The 15752-nt window shown below is 69.5% G+C and carries 17 protein-coding genes and 1 pseudogene; 6 read left to right on the forward strand and 12 right to left on the reverse strand.

What is annotated here, in order from left to right; all coding sequences use genetic code 11:
• Window positions 1-492 precede the first annotated feature (492 nt).
• The 3 genes from HKK74_RS32725 to HKK74_RS32735 all read right to left on the reverse strand — a co-directional run bounded on the left by HKK74_RS32725 (window position 493) and on the right by HKK74_RS32735 (window position 3537).
• Window positions 493-1311 (reverse strand): M23 family metallopeptidase, encoded by an 819-nt coding sequence (locus HKK74_RS32725; RefSeq protein WP_187247269.1) that lies wholly within the window; start codon window positions 1309-1311, stop codon window positions 493-495.
• A 310-nt stretch (window positions 1312-1621) separates the two neighbouring features.
• Window positions 1622-1744: a BTAD domain-containing putative transcriptional regulator gene (locus HKK74_RS42045; protein WP_187247312.1), complete on the reverse strand. Its 123-nt coding sequence runs from the start codon at window positions 1742-1744 to the stop codon at window positions 1622-1624.
• A gap of 14 nt (window positions 1745-1758) precedes the next feature.
• Window positions 1759-3537, reverse strand: coding sequence for an LTA synthase family protein (locus tag HKK74_RS32735; protein ID WP_187247270.1), 1779 nt, complete (start codon window positions 3535-3537; stop codon window positions 1759-1761).
• A 242-nt stretch (window positions 3538-3779) separates the two neighbouring features.
• On the opposite strand from HKK74_RS32735, the gene HKK74_RS32740 reads away from it, so the two are divergent.
• Window positions 3780-4499: a creatininase family protein gene (locus HKK74_RS32740; protein WP_187247271.1), complete on the forward strand. Its 720-nt coding sequence runs from the start codon at window positions 3780-3782 to the stop codon at window positions 4497-4499.
• Here HKK74_RS32740 and ribA read toward each other — a convergent pair.
• Genes ribA through HKK74_RS32770 form a run of 6 tightly spaced genes read right to left on the reverse strand, consistent with a single transcriptional unit; the run spans window position 4385 to window position 9554 of the window.
• On the reverse strand, window positions 4385-5143 hold the full coding sequence (gene ribA / locus HKK74_RS32745) for a GTP cyclohydrolase II (protein WP_187247272.1): 759 nt from the start codon (window positions 5141-5143) through the stop codon (window positions 4385-4387). The two genes, HKK74_RS32740 and ribA, sit on opposite strands and share 115 nt — an antisense overlap.
• 15 nt (window positions 5144-5158) lie before the next feature.
• The gene (locus HKK74_RS32750; protein WP_187247273.1) at window positions 5159-6217 is read right to left on the reverse strand and encodes a lysylphosphatidylglycerol synthase transmembrane domain-containing protein; all 1059 of its coding nucleotides are present in this window, start codon (window positions 6215-6217) and stop codon (window positions 5159-5161) included.
• 3 nt (window positions 6218-6220) lie between these two features.
• Window positions 6221-7048 carry a class I SAM-dependent methyltransferase gene (locus HKK74_RS32755; RefSeq protein WP_187247274.1) on the reverse strand — a complete coding sequence of 276 codons (828 nt, stop codon included), beginning with the start codon at window positions 7046-7048 and terminating at the stop codon, window positions 6221-6223.
• On the reverse strand, window positions 7045-8142 hold the full coding sequence (locus HKK74_RS32760; protein ID WP_187247275.1) for a glycosyltransferase family 4 protein: 1098 nt from the start codon (window positions 8140-8142) through the stop codon (window positions 7045-7047). Before HKK74_RS32760 ends, HKK74_RS32755 begins: the two co-directional genes overlap by 4 nt.
• On the reverse strand, window positions 8139-8537 hold the full coding sequence (locus tag HKK74_RS32765; RefSeq protein WP_187247276.1) for a 6-pyruvoyl trahydropterin synthase family protein: 399 nt from the start codon (window positions 8535-8537) through the stop codon (window positions 8139-8141). The genes HKK74_RS32760 and HKK74_RS32765 overlap by 4 nt, the downstream gene beginning before the upstream one ends.
• Before the next feature lie 39 nt (window positions 8538-8576).
• On the reverse strand, window positions 8577-9554 hold the full coding sequence (locus tag HKK74_RS32770; RefSeq protein ID WP_187247277.1) for a zinc-dependent alcohol dehydrogenase: 978 nt from the start codon (window positions 9552-9554) through the stop codon (window positions 8577-8579).
• Between the two features lie 218 nt (window positions 9555-9772).
• On the opposite strand from HKK74_RS32770, the gene HKK74_RS32775 reads away from it, so the two are divergent.
• Complete coding sequence (locus tag HKK74_RS32775) at window positions 9773-10669, forward strand: CDP-alcohol phosphatidyltransferase family protein (RefSeq protein ID WP_312882017.1); 897 nt, start codon at window positions 9773-9775, stop codon at window positions 10667-10669.
• 20 nt (window positions 10670-10689) lie between these two features.
• Here the strand turns inward: HKK74_RS32775 and acnA are convergent.
• Window positions 10690-11043 (reverse strand): annotated as a pseudogene (gene acnA, locus HKK74_RS40485) (aconitate hydratase); the annotation flags it as partial.
• A 519-nt stretch (window positions 11044-11562) separates the two neighbouring features.
• On the opposite strand from acnA, the gene HKK74_RS32785 reads away from it, so the two are divergent.
• The 4 genes from HKK74_RS32785 (at window position 11563) to HKK74_RS32800 (ending at window position 14482) form a co-directional block, all read left to right on the forward strand.
• Window positions 11563-12288, forward strand: a complete 726-nt coding sequence (locus tag HKK74_RS32785) for a GntR family transcriptional regulator (protein WP_187247278.1) — start codon at window positions 11563-11565, stop codon at window positions 12286-12288.
• A gap of 17 nt (window positions 12289-12305) precedes the next feature.
• Window positions 12306-13475: an MFS transporter gene (locus tag HKK74_RS32790; RefSeq protein ID WP_187247279.1), complete on the forward strand. Its 1170-nt coding sequence runs from the start codon at window positions 12306-12308 to the stop codon at window positions 13473-13475.
• Between the two features lie 138 nt (window positions 13476-13613).
• Entirely contained in the window at window positions 13614-13901 is a 288-nt protein-coding gene (locus HKK74_RS32795) for a helix-turn-helix transcriptional regulator (RefSeq protein ID WP_187247280.1), read from the forward strand.
• Window positions 13901-14482 carry a hypothetical protein gene (locus HKK74_RS32800; protein ID WP_187247281.1) on the forward strand — a complete coding sequence of 194 codons (582 nt, stop codon included), beginning with the start codon at window positions 13901-13903 and terminating at the stop codon, window positions 14480-14482. Before HKK74_RS32795 ends, HKK74_RS32800 begins: the two co-directional genes overlap by 1 nt.
• A 149-nt stretch (window positions 14483-14631) precedes the next feature.
• Here the strand turns inward: HKK74_RS32800 and HKK74_RS32805 are convergent, their stop codons facing one another.
• Both HKK74_RS32805 and HKK74_RS32810 read right to left on the reverse strand, forming a co-directional pair.
• On the reverse strand, window positions 14632-14904 hold the full coding sequence (locus HKK74_RS32805) for a hypothetical protein (RefSeq protein WP_187247282.1): 273 nt from the start codon (window positions 14902-14904) through the stop codon (window positions 14632-14634).
• 533 nt (window positions 14905-15437) lie between these two features.
• Complete coding sequence (locus HKK74_RS32810) at window positions 15438-15731, reverse strand: hypothetical protein (RefSeq protein WP_187247283.1); 294 nt, start codon at window positions 15729-15731, stop codon at window positions 15438-15440.
• Window positions 15732-15752 lie beyond the last annotated feature (21 nt).

Here is a 15752-nt window from a genome sequence, read left to right on the forward strand (position 1 = left end):
AAGGCCTCGGCCCACTCCGCTTCGATGAGGACCTGGCGATGCGCACCCTCGGGCCGGCAACCGGCCGAGTGGAAGTCGCGGGAGAGCAGATCGTCTCTCGCACTCCACGAGCTTTGCGTCGTGTGGTGAGGCTGTACCTCTTCCTTCGCAAGGCCGACCGCTTGCGCCCGCCTACGGAACCGACGGCAGGAAGAGCGCGGTGACCGTGGCGATGGTGCGGCTGGTCGTGAACGTGGCCGTGCCTGCTCGAAGCCTTCCGGATGTACGTGAGCCGGGTGGCGAGTATCGCAGGGCATCCTGACAGCCCTGCGAACGCCCACGCGCGCTCCCGATCCGCCGCGCGAACAAAGATCGCCACGTCGGAACCCGGGTTCCGACGTGGGGATGTGTGGTGGGCGATATTAAAATCGGATTTCTACCGTGTCAAAGTAGTTCCGAACATGGGCTGACCTGCGGCGCTTTGACGTACCGCAGGTCAGTGCCGCGCAACGGTCAGCAGTTCGGTATGACGGTGCCGTTGTTGTCCCTGGCCTCGTCATTGCCCCATCTCGACAGGTAGTAGGCGGACACGTAGGCCCCCCTGCCGTTCTTGCCGGGATAGGTCACATCGAGGTCGGTCTTCAGCCACCAGTGGTTGTACTGCGAGCCGACGCGGACTTCGGCGCCCCAGACCTTGCAGTACACGTAGTTGGTGCCGGCGTAGAGCACGCCCTGAGGGTCGTTCGTGTTCGCGTTCCGGTAGCCGGTCGCGTTGGCGAACGTGTCGACCCAGTACTTTGCGGTGCCGCAGCCGTTGTCGCTGGTGAGGTACCTCTGGTTGTACGAGCCCGGGTACGGCGCGAGCGACTGGCCGTTGATCACAATGGTCTGCCCGGCTCCGTTGTAGAGCTGCTCGTAGTGGATGTGCGCGCCGGTGCTGTTGCCGGTCGAGCCTGTCGCCCCGATCGACCGGCCCTGTGCTACGTAAGACCCGTTGCCGACACCGAATGAGGCGAGGTGGAAGTAGTACGTCTTCCAGCCGCCGCCATGGTCGATGACGACGTAGTTTCCGGCGCCGCCGGCCTGGTAGTAGTTGTAGGCGGTGCCCGGCGCGGAGGCCAGCACCGGCGTGCCGGCGGTCGAGCCGCCGTCGGCACGGACGAAATCCAGTGCGAGCCGTACCTCCGCCGAATGGTGGCTGTAGGTCCATCTCTGCCCACAGGGGTACGGCGCCTTGAAGTTCGGCGCCGCGACAGCGGGTTGCGCCGGTTGTGCGACGAAGAATCCCACGACCAGGGCGAGCGCGGTCAGCGCCGCGCGCATGCGGGCCATCGGCTTCCTTTCTCTCGGTCCGGAAGTCGGGAAGCACCGCGCCGTCGTCGCCTATGGCTTCGTCGTTTTCTCACCGTGAGAGGCAATAGTTTGATTGCCATCTGGCCGCACGGCGAGTTCGGGGTCGCCGACGTTCTTTTCGAGGAAAGATCGGCGATGAGCACGGATACCGTGAACAGCGCAGTCAGGAAGGCGGGTGGGGTGGTTTCCCGGCCGTTCATGGCCCAATGTTCCCGTCACTTGACGCGAATTGCGGCAGGTAAGATTGACAATTATGTCAAAGTCATGCGGGCTGAACTTGCCATTGCCCTTAGCGGATTTCCGCCTGCAGTGTCTGGAGTTCTTCACCTGGGTCGATGCCCAGTTCCTCGGCCAGATGCCGGCGTGCAGTGCGATAAGCCTCCAGTGCCGGCAAAGGGCAGCCGCCGTCCATCACCGGCGCCGAGGTCAGCGGACTGCAGATCGACTTCCATGAGAAAGTGGCGAACTTGCGGATGATGTCCTTCCGGCCGGGGACCGAGTGGGGCCGGCCTGCGAACCGAAGGCGGTCAGGAACCGGTCGCGGAACGCGCTCATCCGCCAGACCGGGGCCTTCGGGCCGGGCTTCAGACCGTCCTGCCAGCCCCACCCGGAGATCCGGTCCAGAACGCTCCGGTCCCGGGCGACGATCGTGATCGGCGCATCGTGGCCGGCGCCGTGCCCGGTGACGATCGGGGCGGCCTGATGGTCGCCGAGAAAGATGAGCACGAGATCGTCGTTGCCGTAGGTCTCCAGGTAGGAGATGAGGGTGTTCAGCGAGTACTCGATGGAACCCCGGTAGGCGGCGCGTACCCGGGCGGGGTCGCGCCACACGCCGTCGGGCTGGGAGCCGGTCGCGGGCATGCCGTCGAAGACCGAACCGTCACCGACGTCCTTCCAGTCGATGAGCCGGGGGGTGGGCGCCCAGGGCGCGTGACTCGTGACCATGGGGATCTCCGCCATCACCCGGGCGCGACGCGGCGTCGCGCGCTCGAAACGTTGGAAGGCCGACAGGGTGTACTGGTCGGGCGGGGTGCCCCAGTTGAAGCGCGGGCCAAGATATCCGAGGTTCCAGCGGTCGTAGACCCGGTCGTAGCCGAAGAACTCGCCCTCCGGCCAGGCACGGGTGATGCCCGGCATGACGCCGACCGTCCGCCAGCCCGCGCGGCGGAAGGCGCCGTTGAGGGTCAGGCGGTCGCTCTTGACGAGGTTCTGGTAGCGCTGCTGGTTGTCGACCCACAGGCCGGAGAGAAGCGTGCCGTGGGCCAGCCAGCTGCCGCCGCCGGACGTCGGTGAGGTGAGGAAGGCGCTCCGGGAGTCGAATCCGGCCGCGCGCAGCCGCCGGTTCCCGGCGTCGAGCACCGCACCGACCTGCGGTGCGAACCGCGGATTCTCGACCGCGTCGCGCCCGTAGCTCTCGACGAAGGCGAGGACGACGTCCTTGCCGCGCAGCGCGGTCAGTAGTTCGTTGCCGGGAGTGTCGCGGAAGGCGTCGACGGCGGCTTCCGCGGCGAACACCTTGCGGTCATGCAGGCTCGTGCGTACCTGGAGCGAGCGGTCGAAGGCGACGACGGCGACCGGCGAGCCTGGGACGATCTGCGCGCCGAGCACCGCGCAGGTGAGCCAGGCGACCCCGAGCACCGCGGCAGCGCGGGCCGCGGTGGTGTTGTGCCGGACCACGAGGCGGCTCAGGCGCAGGAGTGACAGCGCCATGAGGACGAGCACGGCGCAGGCGAGGACGGCGGCCGCGACCGTTGAACCGATCGCGCCGACCCGGCCGACCGACGTCGTGAGGAACTCCATGGCGTTCGCGGCAAGAGGCCAGTCGAACACGAGGTCGAACGGCCGGCCGAGAACCGCGTAGAAGCCGATGTCGACAACCTTCACGATGGCCAGAAGGCCGAAGCCCACTCCGAGAAAGGCCGCCGCCACCCGCCTCGCGCCCCCCGGCAGCACGAGGACCAGGGCGACACCAAGAATTCCCTCCAAGGGGATGCGCACGAACGCCCCAGGCGTGAGACGACCGACCTCGTTCGGAGCGATGAGGGCGAACAGCACGAGCAGGCAGGCGAGGGCGGTGATCACCCGCGCCGTGACCGTCCGCCGCACTCGGGGGCCGTCAGCGTGGTCGCCCGTGGGGTCGCCCTCCACGGCCGTCCCGTTCTGAGCCGGCGACCGAAGAAAACGTCTGATGAACGACACGGCCACAACGCCCTTCCTCCATGCGCAGCCCGGTGATGGTGGTCACTGCGGCGAACGCCGGCCCGGGCCGCGGAGAAGCGCCGGCCGCCGACTGTACATACGGGCCGCTGCCTGCGGCGGTTCAAGGGTGGCGGACCGTACTCGGCACGTCGGCCACCGTCGGTCGCGAGTTGTCGGAGGTGGCAGACTTCCGTGACGACCTCACCGTCGCACTCCCGTTGGGACCAGGAACCCGGAAAGGACCGGCAATGACCGCGTTCGAGGGATCGCTTCTTCCGCTGAGCACCACGGCCGAGGAACGGGACCGGGGTGCGCGGGTGGCGGTGCTGCCGATCGGCAGTTTCGAGCAGCACGGCGCCTTCCTGCCGCTGGCGACCGACACGGTGATCGCGGTCACGATCACGAGGGCGATCAGCGCCGTCTACCCGGTCCTGCACCTGCCACCGATCACGATCTCCTGCTCCCACGAGCACGCGGCCTGGACCGGGACGGTGAGCATCTCCGCCACCACGTTGTCCGCGGTCGTACGCGACGTCGCGGACTCGCTGCACCGGTCCGGCGTTGACAGGCTCGTGCTGGTCAACGGGCACGGCGGAAACTACGTACTGTCCAACGTGGTTCAGGAGGCCGGGCCGGCCGGCCGCCGCATGGCGCTCTTCCCTTCGGTGGAGGCCTGGGCGAAGGCGCGAAGCGCGGCGGGGATCGTGACGTCGGCCGATGACGACATGCACGCGGGGGAGCTGGAGACCAGCCTGCTGCTGCACGCGCACCCGGACCTGGTACGCCCGGGATACGCCTCGAGTGATCATCTCGCTGCCGACCGGGAACATCTGCTCACCCTCGGCATGGCCGCCTATACCGAATCCGGTGTGGTGGGCCGTCCCTCGTTGGCATCGGCGGAGAAGGGCCGGGACGCGCTCGCGAGTCTGGTCGGGTCGTTCGGCGAGACGCTGTCGGTACTGGGCTGACCGAGGACGTCGTCCAGGTGCGGGAGGCTGTGGCCGAGCCGTTCCTGTTTGGTGCGCAGGTAGCGCAGGTTCTCCTCGTTCGGCCGGATCAGCAACGGGACCTGTTCGCTGACCTGGACGCCGTAACGCCGCAGTGCCTCCAGCTTCCGCGGGTTGTTCGACAGCAACCGCACCGAGCGTACGCCGAGGTCGTGCAGGATCTCCGCGGCTACGCGGTAGTCCCGCGCGTCGACCGGCAGCCCCAGCGCGAGATTCGCCTCGACGGTGTCGAGGCCCTCGTCCTGTAGCCGCATGGCCTTCAGCTTCGACAGCAGCCCGATGCCCCGCCCTTCGTGTCCCTGCAGGTAGACGAGCACGCCTGCACCTTCCGCGACGATCGTCCGTAGAGCCGCCGACAGCTGGTCACCGCACTCGCAATGGGTGGAGCCGAAGACGTCGCCGGTCAGGCATTCGGAATGCACTCGGGTGATCACGTCCTGCCCGGTGACGTCGCCGTGCACCAGCGCCACTTGTTCGCGGGCGTTCCCGCAGTCCAGATACCCGATCGCACGGAGCTCCCCGTACGAGGTGGACAGCCGGGTGTTCACCACGCGCTCGATGGTCGACTGCGCCGGAACGTCCAGCGCCACATCAGCTTTCGACATGCACCTTCCTTTTCCTCATCCTGCGTGCGTATCGGCCGACCACAAGAGTGGTGTGTGCCGTTCCGGCCGGTGTGCACTGTTGCCGTACGGCCTTGGTCCGCGCTGATGGTGCGCGATTCGGTGGGACGCCGGACGTTCGGACCGCGTCCACGCGAGGTGCGGACGCAACAGCACCGCGGCACCGGGCAGGCTCGCGACCAGCGCGAGCACCCCGTACACCACGGCGGTCGTAAGGCCCTGCGCGGCGCCCAGCCCGGCCGCGCCGAACGCCAGCGCCGCCACGCCTTCGCGCGGTCCCCAACCGCCGACGTTCACCGGCAACACCATGGCCAGCAGTGTCAGCACCATCAGCGGCAGCAACCCGGTGACCGGCGCGGCCGATCCCGCCGCACGGGCGGCGACCAGGAAGAGGGCGAGGTGCCCGGCGAAGGTCATCAGCGACAGGAGCACGACACCCGGCCAGACGTCGCGGGCGAGCAGGCCGCGCCGGAGGTCATCGAGGGAGACGGCGGACGCGCGGCGCCATTTCGAGCCGCTTCGCGCCCAGCGCTTCGGGGCCATGACCGCGACGGCCGTCACGGCGATCGCAAGCACCACCACCACAGCCCCGGTGACGGTGACGACGTCGCGGTAGGGCGCCGGGACCACGGTCGGCCGGGCCAGCAGCACCGGCACCGCGACGGCGACGACCACCACCTGACCCGCGACCCGCTCGAGGACCACCGCCCGGACGCCGCGGCCGACATCGCCCTCCTGCCGTCCGTGCCGCACCGCACGGTGGACGTCGCCGAGGACGCCCGCGGGCAGCACCGCGTTGAGGAACAGCGCCCCGTAGTAGTCCGCGACGCCCTTCCGCAGGGGCAGCCGGAGGCCGAGCCGCTGTGCCACGAGGCGCCAGCGCCAGGCGCTGAACACCGTCGTGGCCAGGCCTATCGCGAGTGCGGCCGACACCTCGCGGACGTCGATGACGCGCAGCCCGTCCAGGAACGCCCGGGTGCCGAGCCGCCACAGGAGCACGCCGATGATGCCCACGCCGATGAGCAGCCGCAGCCAAGCCCAGACCACACCCTTCACGGATCACCCACCGGCCGGGAGCGCGAGCAGGTCTTCGTGGCCGATCACGACCCGCAGCACGGCCGCCGCGCAGGCGTCCAGCCGCCGGCGCAGGTAGGCGTCCGCCAGGGGAGCGAGGTCCGGTCGCTGCTCGGCAGCGGCCGCGACCCAGCCCTGGAGCCATTGCGCGGTGAGCGCGGCCTGCTCCGGGCCGAGCCGCCAAGGGCTGGAACGGCGGTGCACCGCCGCGCCGTACCGCTCGAAGGCCGTCGCGGCGGCGTCGACCGCGTCCGGGCCGAGCAGCCGGCGGCCACCCGTGTCACGACGTTGGTGGTCGTCGAACGCGGCGGCGAACTCGGCGTCGAGCGGGTCGGCCGGGGCGAACTCGACGCGCCCGATCACGGAGAGCGCCAGAAGCGCCGGGCATCCGGCCTCCGCGCACGCTGCGGCCAGTCCGGCCACCTCGTCGGCGGTGAGCAGGTCCAGTAGCGCGGAGGCGGTCACCAGCGACGTGCCGGCGAGATCGGTCGCACGGAGGCCGGTGATGTCACCCTGCTCGAGCACGACCATGACCGAGCCGCCGTCGGGAGCCGTACCGGACAGGCCGGTGGCGGCCCGGGCGAGCAGGCCGGGATCACGGTCGTGCAGGATCCAGCGTTGCGGGCCGGGCAGCCGGCCGGCCAGCCAGCGCCCCATCGAGCCGGTGCCACAGCCGAGGTCCCGGATGACCAGCGGGCCCTCCAGGGACGGGAGCAGCAGGTCGGCGAGCTCGGCCGAGCGGGCGGCGGCATCCGCGTCCTCACGCAGTTCCAGCCACTCCGGGGCGTACGAGGTCGCTCCGGGCCCACTCACCGCAGGCTCCAGGACATCCGCTGCAGACGGCCCAGCACGTCCGCCCATTGCCGTGCCGTGGTGTCCCAGCCGTCCAGGGCACCACGGCGAAGGTGTGCCGACGCCCTGAGGCGGCGGCGCAGTCCGGGGTCGGCGGACCAGCGTCGCAACGCCCCGGCGAGTGCCGTCGGGTCCCCGGGCGGCACCAGGATCCCCGGCACGCTCCCGTCCGACGCCCTCCCGAGCGTTTCCGGCACTCCGTCCACGGCCGTGGCCAGCACCGGGATTCCGCGCGCCAGCGCCTCGGTCACGACCATGCCGTACGGCTCGGCGCGCGACGGCAGCACCGCCAGGTCGGCCGCGGCGTAGCCGCCTTCCAGATCCTCGCCGGTCCGCGGGCCGGCGAGCGTGATCCGGTCGCCGAGGCCGCGCCGTTCGATCAGCCCGCGCAGCCGCTCGGCGTACGCGGGGTCCCGGCGCACCGGGCCGACGCATTCGCAGCTCCAGGGCAGGTCGACGATGGCGGCCAGCGCCTCGACGAGCAGGTCCTGCCCCTTGCGCGGAGTCACGGCGGCTACGCACACAAGCCGCGATCGGCCATCCGTGCCGGGGGCGAGCGGGGCGGGATCGGTGCCGGGCGGCACGACATGGACCCGGTCCGCGGCGAGCCCGTGGTGCGCGACGAGCCGGCGCGCGGTCCACGCGCTGGTCGCCACGACCGCGCCGGCCGCCTGCAGGGTCTCTCGCTCGCGGGCGTCCAACTCCGCCGCCGAGGCGGGAGCCGACCCGGTCTCACTGGCCAGGGGCAGATGCACCAGCACCGCGAGCCGTAGCCGGCGCGCCTGCGGGACGACGACCTCCGGCACTCCGCAGGCGACCAGCCCGTCGAGCACCGTGACGGTGCCCTCGGGGAGCTCCGCCAGGACGCGGGTCAGCCGGTCACGGGCGGAGGTGTCCGGCCGCGGCCAGGTCCCCGCGACGGCGACCTCGCGCACGGGCCGTCCCGCCGCCGCCAGGGCCTGGCAGGTACGGCGGTCGTAGGTGTTGCCGCCGCTCGGCACCGTCACGTCGTCGACGTCGCCCGGCAGGACGAACGTCGGCGCCGGGGCGCTCACAGCGGTCGCTCGTAACTCGCCCAGGCGATATGGGACTCACGCAGGGTGACGCAGATATCGGCCAGTCCGCGGGCGCCCTCACCGAGCTCACCCGCGTGCACCCGCTCGGCCAGCCGGTCGGCGACGACCTTGGCCAGGAACTCGGTCGAGGTGTTGACGCCCGCGAACGCGGGATCGTCGTCGAGATTGCGGTAGTTCAGCGCGTCGAGCACCCCCCGAAGCTCGCGGGTGGCCAGTCCGATGTCGACGACGATGTTGTCCGCGTCCAGCTCGTGACGCCGGAACGTGGCGTCCACCACGAACGTCGCTCCGTGCAGTCGTTGCGCAGGCCCGAAGACCTCTCCGCGGAAGCTGTGCGCGACCATGACGTGATCACGGACGGTCAGACTGAACACTCGACCTCCACGCTCGAATACCTGATTGATGTCGATCTGCTACGAGCCGTACACGACCCGGTGGCACAAGGTGGGCAGCTCACCGCCGGCCAGGCGAGGCAGTACCTCGGGCAGCTCCTCGAACCGGCACTCACTGGTGATCAGCGCGTCATACGCGGGATCGGCGAGCAACTCCAGGGCCAGCGCCAGCCGATCGGCGTAGTCACGGCGCCCGCGCCGGGCCGAGGCCACCGCCCCCACCTGGCTGCTGCGCACGACCAGGCGCCGGGAGTGGAACGCCTCCCCCAGGGGCAGACTCACCCGCCGATCGCCGTACCAGCTCAGTTCAAGCACCACGCCCTCTTGTACGAGCAGTTCGAGCGATCGGTTCAATCCCGCCTCGGTCGCGCTCGCGTGCACGACCAGGTCGCACTCGCCCGCGGCCTGTTCGGGCGTGGCGAAATCGACCCCGAGCGCCGCGGCGACCGAGGCCCGCGCCGGATCGGTGTCGACCAGTTGCAGCCGTACCGCCGGGAACCCCGCCAGTACCTTGGCGACACAACACCCGACCATGCCCGCCCCGACCACCGCGATCCGGTCGCCGAGCAGCGGAGCCGCGTCCCACACCGCGTTCACCGCGGTCTCCACGGTTCCGGCCAGCACCGCTCGCGTGGCGGGTACGGACGCGGGCACCGGGGTCACCGCGGCGGCCGGCACGACGTACCGGGTCTGGTGCGGGTAGAGGCAGAACACGGTCCGGCCGCGCAGCCCGGGCGGCCCCTCCTCGACCACGCCGACGTTGAGGTAGCCGTACTTGACCGGGCCGGGGAAATCACCCTCCTGGAACGGTGCCCGCATGGCCTCGTACTGGCTCACCGGCACACCGCCGCGGAAGACCAGCGCCTCGGTGCCCCGGCTCACCCCGGAGTAGAGCGTGCGCACCAGCACCTCGCCCGCGCCGGGCGACGGCAGGTCGGCGGGCACGATCTCGCCCTCGCCGGGCGAACGGAGCCAGAACGCGCGGTCCGAACTCTCCATCGGCAACCCCTCCCAACGCCGGCGGTCACATCAAGTCCGAGTGAACGCACCGAAACCTACGCGACGATCAAGGACGACACTCGCTTAGAGCGACAGAAGTGATGAAAAGAGCGGATTCGCGGGACTGGGGCGGGATTGAACCGATCACCCGAGCCGCTCGTACAAGAGAGCGTGATAACTGAACTGAGCTGGTACGACGACCATCGGTGGGTGAGCGGGTGAGCCTGCCACGGGGTGAGACGATCCACTCCAGCAGCTTGATCGTGCGCCGCAGGCAGGTGGGGACGGTGGCTCCGGCCCGACTCGGACGCCCCCGCACGCCCGGCGTGCCGGTCCGATCGCCCTACCCGCACCGGTTCCCCTCGGCACCTGCCGGCGGGGTGGTCGCCCAGCTGATCCTGCTCGCCCTGCTGACCGCGACCACCGGCCTCGGCCCCGCGGGCTGGGTCGCCGGAGTCGTGTACGCCGTGGCCGTCGGCATTACCCTCAGGTCCGCCCTGCGCCGCCGCGGTCGGCGCTCGCTCGGCCCGGCCGACCACGTCACCCTGACCAGGGCCACGCTCACCGGATGTGTGACCGCACTCGTCGTGGACACCGTGCGCGCACCGGCCCCGATCGGCCTGCTGGTCACCATCACCGCGGTGGCACTGATCCTGGACGCCGTCGACGGCCAGGTCGCCCGGCGCACCGGGACCGTGTCCTCACTGGGCGCGCGGTTCGACATGGAGGTCGATGCCTTTCTGATCCTGGTACTCAGCGTTTTCGTCGCCACGTCCCTCGGCGCTTGGGTGCTCGTGATCGGAGCCATGCGGTACGCCTTCGTAGTGGCGAGCCGGCCGCTGCCGTGGCTGAAGGCCCCACTGCCGCCGCGCATGACCCGCAAAACCGTCGCCGCGCTGCAGGGGATCATCCTGATGGTGGTCGCCGCCGACGTGCTGCCGCGCCCGGTCGGGGCGGTCGCGACCGGACTGGCCCTGGCGGTGCTCGTGTGGTCGTTCGGCCGCGACATCATGTGGCTCTACCGGCACCGCGACGCGACACGAGTGGAACCACGCCCGCGCGGCGTCCGCCTGCAGCCGACCGATGTTCTGTACCGCGTGGACATCAGCGCGTGACGGGCCAGGGCGAGGGTGCGTCAGTGGATCCGGGGGCGAAGGCGCTCAGGTGAGGGCAGGAGGCCGCGCAGGACGTAGGGCATGATGCCGCCGTGCCGGTAGTAGTCGATTTCGCGTGGCGTGTCGAGGCGGACCCTGGCTTCGAAGGTGAGGGTGTTCGCTTCGATGGTGAGGGTGTCGGGGAGCTCGCGGTTGTTGATGGTGGTCAGTCCGTGGATGGCGTAGGTTTCCTCGCCGGTGAGGCCGAGGGTGTCGGCGTCTTGTCCGGGGAGGAACTGCAGGGGGAGGACGCCCATGCCGACGAGGTTGGAGCGGTGGATGCGTTCGAAGCCGACGGCGAGGATGGCACGGACGCCGAGGAGGGTGGGCCCTTTGTCGAGGTTGTTCGCCGAGATCTTCTTGACCCACGGGTACTTCTTCTGGAAGTCCCGGAAGATCGGTGCCCAGTTCTCCTGGTCGGTGTTGGAGTAGATGTTCAGCGTGCCGCCCTCGCCCTTGGAGGTCTCGATGACCTGGGCGTAGTCGGCGGGGTAGTACGACGGGGCCTGGCCCGTCGCCACCGCGTTCGGCGGCGGGGCGTCCTCGCCGCCGCACGCACTCAGCGAAAGGGCCGCCACCACCGTCAATCCGGTGGCCAACACTCCGAACTGCGAACGTCTGCGGCCTGTGCGCCGGCTGGACACTCCAGACATGGGCACTCCTCCTCGGTCCATGATGGCGCTCACTTGCTTCGTTATAAGCTATAACGTCAAGACAGAGCTGATGTATTTCGTAATTTTCTTGAAATATCCGCAGCTCACGGTGCGTCTCTGGCATGCACCTCGCAACGCGCGTGAGCACGGCGAGCCGGGGCGCTGTAGGTTATAACTGTCAGCGAAGACGATGGGGGCGTTGTGGGTGAGCCGGCGGGACTGTTCGCGACCAAGGCCGAGTACGCGTACCTGCGGGTGCGCGAGCTGATCTTGTCCGGGTATCTGGAACCCGGCGGAGTGATCGCGCAGAACAAACTGGCCACCGAGATCGGGATCAGCACCACCCCGCTGCGGGAGGCGCTGCGCAGGCTCATGAGCGACGGCCTGGTCGCCCTAGACGCCCACCGCAACGCCCGCGTCGCCCCCCTCACCGCCGAAGAGGCCCGCGACCTGCTGGAAATGCGGCGGTCCCTGGACCCGATGGCCGCGGCCCTGGCCGCCGAACGGCGCACCAAGGACGACATCCGCGACCTGCGAGCCTCGATCGAGGACCTGGCCCCGCTGCCCGGCGACCCCACCATCGAGCAGCTCGTCGCACACCGGCGCTTCCACGCTGCGATCTACCGCGCCTCCCACAACGACCTGCTCATCGAGACTCTCGACGGGCTGTGGGACAAGGCCGACCGGTACCGGATGCTCGCCCTCAAGGCCGACCGCGGTCAGGCCGACCGCGACCAGAAGGCCCACGAGCACGACCAGCTACTGGAGTGCGTGCTCAGCGGGGACGCCGAAGGCGCCGCCACAGTGATGCGCGGCCACATCGACACCAGCCTCGGCGCCCAGGCCGCCAGGAGACTCCGCGAACCCGCCGGCTCCGAGCTCGCCGACCTGCAGGCTCCCGCCGACCTCCCGGCTCCCGGCGCCTGACGGCGGGTCCCACGTACATGACCAGGCCCACCCGCCTGACCTGGGTGCTGCTGACCCACTCGGTGGTCACCCAACTCATCACCTTCGTGCTCCGGCCGACCATGTCCTACCGGGCACTGGACCTCCACGTGCCCGCCGCGGGCCTCGGCGTTCTGGCCGCCAGCTTCGCCTTCGCCCCCCTCCTGCTGGCGCTGCCCGCCGGGCAGCTCACCGACCGGCTCGGCGAACGGCGCGTCATCATCGCCGGGGCACTGTGCGTGGCCGCCTCCAGCCTCGCCTTCGTCCTGTTCGGCCACCACAGCGCCGGACTGGTCTGCGCGAGCGTCCTGCTCGGCACCGGCCACCTCGGCTGCGTCGTCGGCCAGCAGGCCTTGGTCGCCAACACCTCCGCACCCGGCGGCTACGACACCGCCTTCGGCCACTACACCTTTGCCGCGTCCCTCGGCCAGGCCCTCGGACCCGCCCTCATCCTGCTGTTCGGCGGCAACCAGAAGATCCCCGACACCGGCCAGATCTTCGCCTGGTCACTGGGTGGAACCGTCCTCCTCGTCCTGCTGTCCGCCGCGCTCCCCAAGACCCGCAGAGCTGCCGCCCCAACGGCGGCGCAGGCGGACGGGCTGCGGCCGCTCCTACGGCTGCCCGGACTGCTACGCGCCCTCACCACCAGCTGCATCGTCCTGGCAGCCGTCGACATCAGCTTGGCCTACCTGCCGGCCCTCGGCGCCGAACGCAATCTGGCCTCCGGCACCATAGGCCTGCTCCTCACCGTCCGCGGCACCGCCTCGATGGTCTCCCGCTTCTTCCTCGGCCGCCTCGCCGCGCGCCTCGGCCGACGCCGCCTCCTGGTCGCCGGCACCCTGGCCGCCGGAGCCGCCATGGCCGCCCTGCCCCTGGACCTGTCGCTGGGCTACCTGATCGTCCTGCTGGTCATCGTCGGCTTCGGGCTCGGCGTTGGCCAGCCCCTCACGATGTCCTGGCTCGCGGAATCCGCCCCACCCGGACTCCGCGGCCGCGCCATGTCGCTGCGCCTGGTCGGCAACCGCACCGGCCAGATCCTCCTGCCCAGCGCCGCCGGCCTCCTTGCCGCCGGCCTGGGTGCCGGAGGGGTCCTGTACGCCACCGCCTTCACCCTCGGCTGGGCCGCCTTCTCCGCACGCAACCTGCCCGTCGACGCCGCACCCACCTAGATCAACGAACCCATTGGGGGACCACGAACGTCATCACCGCCATGTCGACCAGCTGCTCGCGCATCCGGTCGCCATAGAGAGAACGCCGTAGGTGTTGACGCACTTGCCTAGACATTGTGAATACGCAATACTTCAGCTGTGACGGACAAGGCTGCGCGAGGCGAACGCAAGCGAACGTCTCTGTACAACCGGCTTTCAGTGCTCCGTGCCGAGCGCGGCGTGTCCCGGGCCGAGCTGGCCGCCGCCGTCGGCGTGAACCCGCAGACCATCGGCTTCCTGGAGCGCGGCGACTACGGCCCCTCCGCCGAACTGGCGCTGAAGATCTGTGAGTTCTTCGAGCTCCCGTTCGAGGCGGTGTTCTCGCTACGCCCCTTCACACCGATGTCCAGACAGCTCTACCGCCCCGTAGACCCCGGAGGACAGTGATGACCCGCTCGAACGACAGGGCTCCAAAGGTCCGGATGCAGCACCACCGTGAGATCCTCGCGGCCGCCAAGGAAGCAACCCCCGAGCAGCGCCGGGAGATACTGGAGGCCGTCCGCCGGGACGCACGGGTGCAACGGCGAGCGCGGCCCGTCCCGCGGTGGCTCGCACGCCGCGCGAATCGGCGTGCGCTCGCCCTCATCGCCGCGGCCCCCTTCGCCTGCGGAGTGACCAGCGCCTTCATGACGCCTGAGGCTCTTGCCACCTCCTTGGTGCAACTCGCCGGCGCGGTGGGCCTGCTGGCGGGCCTGCTGCTACTGCGACGGGTGACCAAGGAGCTGACCGAGATCCCCGACGCTGACCTCGACGAACGGGAACTGGGGGAGCGCAACGAGGCTCTCAGGATCGCCTACCTGGCACTTGTCGGCTGCCTGGTCCTCGTCGGCCTCATCGCCATCACCGACGGTCCCGTGCTCGACATGGCCGATTGGAAGCCGCTGTTCTTCGGAACCTTCGGCACCGCCGTCCTGCTGCCCTCGGCCGCCGCAGCCTGGAAATGGCGCGACCTCGACGACGAGGCATGAGAACCGCTTTCTCCGGTGCTGCCCCCCGAACAGGGGCCCGCACCTCCCGGTGCTGGACCCCCGTCCCTGGGCACGTGCGATGCGGGGAGCGGCCAGATCACCTCCGCCCGTTCGCCGCCGTCACCTCTGCCACTCCTGTCGCCGCGCTATCAGTCGAAGTCATCGAAGTCATCGAAGTCGTCGCAGTCGTCGAAGTCATCGAAGTCGTCGCCGAAGTCGTCGCAGCAGCAGTTGAAGCGCTCGAAGCAGCGGTGGTGGCCCCGGCGGCCCCGGTTGCCCCAAGAGGGCAGGTTGACGCTTTGTGCGCTGACCGTGGCGGTGGACGCCGCGGCCGCAGGGGCGGCCGCACCCAATGTGAGGGCCGACGCACCGGCGAAGAGTAGACCGGAGATGGCGAGCGACACGCGCTTCTGAATTCCCACAGAACTACCTCCTTGGAGAATTCGAGCCATGAAGGCTGGAATTCGTGCCTGCGCGGCACGGGGCCAGCGGTAATCGGGCGACATCGACCGTCACACCGCCCGGACAATAGGTACTAATTGAATCTATCGCCCAGATAGCCACATACTGCGCCTTCCGCTAACGCCATCCCCTGGACAAATACCCCCAAAACGCGACATGTCCATACTTGGCGTTGCTCCAAGACAGTCGCGAACGAGCCTTTGGATACAGCGGGCATAAGAAAGCGATCCCGCGCCGTATGGCGCAAGACCCCTTTGGTACCAGGGCCTACGGGCGGCGATAAGATCGCCGCGGCCTGACGGGCACGGCCACTGCCAGCGGTATCGATGCCGCTCGGTCGGTCCAGTCGCCATCGCCCAAGTCATCACTGTCCAGCTATAGAGAGGCTTCTGGGTGATCACTACTCAACGGTAGAATTTCTATACGTTTAGAATCTCCTGGATTGGATCGATCTGCTTCCAACAGAGTGGTTGTCGGTCCCGAAAGCGAAAGTTCAGGTGCCGTACGGTTTAATGTCGGCACGTGTGAATCCAGGGGTGCGCCGCAACGAGGTGTCGGCAATAACCGGTCGGGCAAACTGGTGAGTCGGGGAGATCACGTTGCCGGGTCGTTTACTCAAGTGCGAGGCCGGTGGGGATTTCGTCGGGATGCAGGTCGGGGTGGCTGGGGCACGGTCGCCTGTCCGGCCGGCCAGCAGCCCGGCGTCGTCTACGTCGTCAAAGCCGACGCCGACACCCTCGGCAAGTCCGCCACCCGGCAGCCCGTCCGAGAACAGGCATGCCGCCATCCTTGACCACCTGGCAACGGT

The sequence above is a fragment of the Actinomadura alba genome (genome assembly GCF_014323705.1).
Classification (GTDB): Bacteria; Actinomycetota; Actinomycetes; order Streptosporangiales; family Streptosporangiaceae; genus Actinomadura_C; species Actinomadura_C alba.